The organism is Streptomyces sp. MnatMP-M17 (genome assembly GCF_900091995.1).
In the GTDB taxonomy this organism is placed as follows: domain Bacteria; phylum Actinomycetota; class Actinomycetes; order Streptomycetales; family Streptomycetaceae; genus Streptomyces.
The window spans coordinates 1-2,418 of sequence record NZ_FMDK01000761.1 but is presented as its reverse complement, the minus strand read 5'-3'; the positions used below and the strand labels follow the sequence as shown (position 1 = coordinate 2,418).

Below are 2,418 nucleotides of genomic sequence, written 5' to 3'. Positions count from 1 at the left end.
CTCGAACCCGAACTGGCGCCCGACGTCGACATCACCAAAACCACCACCGAAGCATCCGGCAGCTTGAGCTTCGGCGGAAAGTTCAAGAGCAACGGCAAGAGCGGCAAGGACGCCGGGAAGAGCGACGGTCCCAAGGACCTCGGCAAGATCTCCGGCGAGGTGCTCTCCGGCACCATGACCGAGGATGTCGTGGTCATGCGCCACAACACCGGCCAGAACGCCGGGAAGATCACCTTCATCTACACCTTCACCGTCAAGGGCACGGCCGGCGTGATCGGCCAGGCCACGGGCGAGAGAATGCAGCAGGTGGCGGTCACGTACGACGCGGCGGCCTACGACCAGGAAGAGGAGGACGGCGCCGCGCACCACCCGGAGAAGCTGACGATCACCACCAGCCAGGAAGCCGGGGAGGGTTCTGGCTTCAAGGGCGAGGCGGGCGCCAACGCAGGTCCCGTGACGATCGATGTCGGTGGCGGCGGCGGATCCACCGAGTCGGAGATACACACCGAGTCGGCCGAGCTCGTACTCACCGACGACGCGGACAGCACCGCCGTCGAGGACTGGCTGCGCGGAAACGGCGACCCGGCGAAGAATCCGCTGCCCTCGCCGTCGGACGCCGCCAAGGTCCCAGGACCGGACGCCAGCCCGCTCGAACGGCTCCTGCACGACAAGGGAAAGCTCAGCAGGCTCGACTACAAAGCCAACACCGACTGGTGGAACGCCTCGCTCGGCATCGGCTTCGGTGTCTCCGCCGGACAGTTCTCGCTCGGTTTCAAGCTGTTCGGCATCGAAATCACGCACGAGAGCAAAACCCAGACCATCACCGGCGACCCCACCTACGCCACCGGCCCCAAAAACGGCGGCGCACGCCCGTGGGTGGAATGGAAGAACTGCACCCAGACCAAACCCATCCCCACCTGATGGCGCCGCCAAGCCGCCGCCCGGGACCGGGAGTTCGATGAGAACTGCCCGGCCCCAGGTCCCGGATCCTCCGGTCACGCGGTCCCGTTGACCGTCAGCCAACACCACCAGGCACAGTCAACGCCCGGATCTCGCTGTACGGCGAGTAGTTGCCGTCCGTGTCGTAGGTACGGGCCCGGTACTCGTAGGTGCGTCCGTCGGCGGGCAGTGGGTCGCAGACGGTGGCGGTGGCGGTGGCGGGGCGCGGGTCGTACGCCTTGTGCAGGGCCACCGACCAGGTGTCCGTCCCGGCCTCGCGGCGTTCGATCTCGAAGCCGCTGAAGTCGCGGATCGGGGCCGGCGTGTAGTCGCTCGCGGTTGCCTGGATACCGCTCGCGCAGGAGCGCAGAGACAGGTCGGGGGCGTAGGCCGGAGCGATGCCGTCGGGGATGTCGAGCCAGAGCTCGTTGGTGGCGAGGGGGTCGAGCCCGCTGCGGTTGTACGTGGTGGTGCCGCCGTCGTTGGTGACGAGGACGCGGTAGTGGCGGGTCTCACCGTCGGCGGTGACGGGGCCCGTGGTCCAGGTGTTGCCCTTGGTGGTGCCCAGCGGGACCCACTTGTAGGAGCCGTTCACCAAGTCGTTGCTGAGGACCGTGTAGTGGTCGAAGTGCGGCTCGGTGTTGAGCGGCCACTTCAGGGCGACCTTGCCGGTCGCCTTGTCGTACGTGCCGGTCAGGGAGGTGACGACGGGCAGCGGGCGGACGATGGTGTCCGCGCTGCCCGACGAGGTGTTGCCCGCCTTGTCCTTGGCGCGCACCTCGTAGTAGTAGGGCGTGCGGTCGTCGGGGTTGACGAGGGGATCGGTGTGGCTCCGGGCGGTGGTCGTGGTCGTGGTGACCTTCGTCCAGGTGCTGGAGCCGACGGGCCGCCGGTAGAGGGAGTAACTCGCCAGGTCCATCTCCTTGTTGGCGGACCAGGAGACGGCCGTCCTGCGGGTCTTGGTGTTGTAGGCGGTCTTCACACCGGTGGGGGCGAGCGGCTTCGTCTTGTCGTACGTGGCCGAAGTCCGGGGCGTGTACGTGAACTTGACCTTGGCGGCGCCGGTCCAGTTCACGTGGTCGACGCGGAGGGTGTGCTTGCCGGACGGGACGGTGAGGTTGACGCCCTTGGAGCGCGCGGTGTCGCCGGTGCTCTTCCACAGGTCGATTTTGCGGACGCCGTCCAGATAGACGCGGACGCCGTCGGTGGCGGAGGCGGTGAACGTGAAAGGGCCGCCGGAGCCGAAGTCACGCGTCACCGACCAGCGGACACCGAAGTTGTTCGACGGCACACCGGCGACCGGGCTGCCGGACCAGCTCTCGCTGATGGCGCTGTCGCAGTCGGTCCGCACCGGCGAGCCGGAGAACGCGGTGTTCTTGTAGAACGTCCGCTTGTAGACGTTGGTCGAGCAGGTGACATCGGCGGCCACCGCCTGCGGGGCGGCGGCCAGCAGCCCGCCGAGAACGACGGCGGGCAGGG

General features: G+C 67.9%; 2 protein-coding genes. One reads left to right on the top strand and one right to left on the bottom strand.

Annotated elements, in window-relative coordinates; translation table 11 throughout:
- Window positions 1–921 (top strand): hypothetical protein (locus GA0115259_RS40700; protein ID WP_161230502.1); only part of this gene is annotated, 921 nt, incomplete at its 5' end.
- A 94-nt stretch (window positions 922–1,015) separates the two neighbouring features.
- Here GA0115259_RS40700 and GA0115259_RS29995 read toward each other — a convergent pair.
- A partial coding sequence (locus tag GA0115259_RS29995) for a PA14 domain-containing protein (RefSeq protein WP_345941045.1) occupies window positions 1,016–2,418 on the bottom strand: 1,403 nt, incomplete at its 5' end.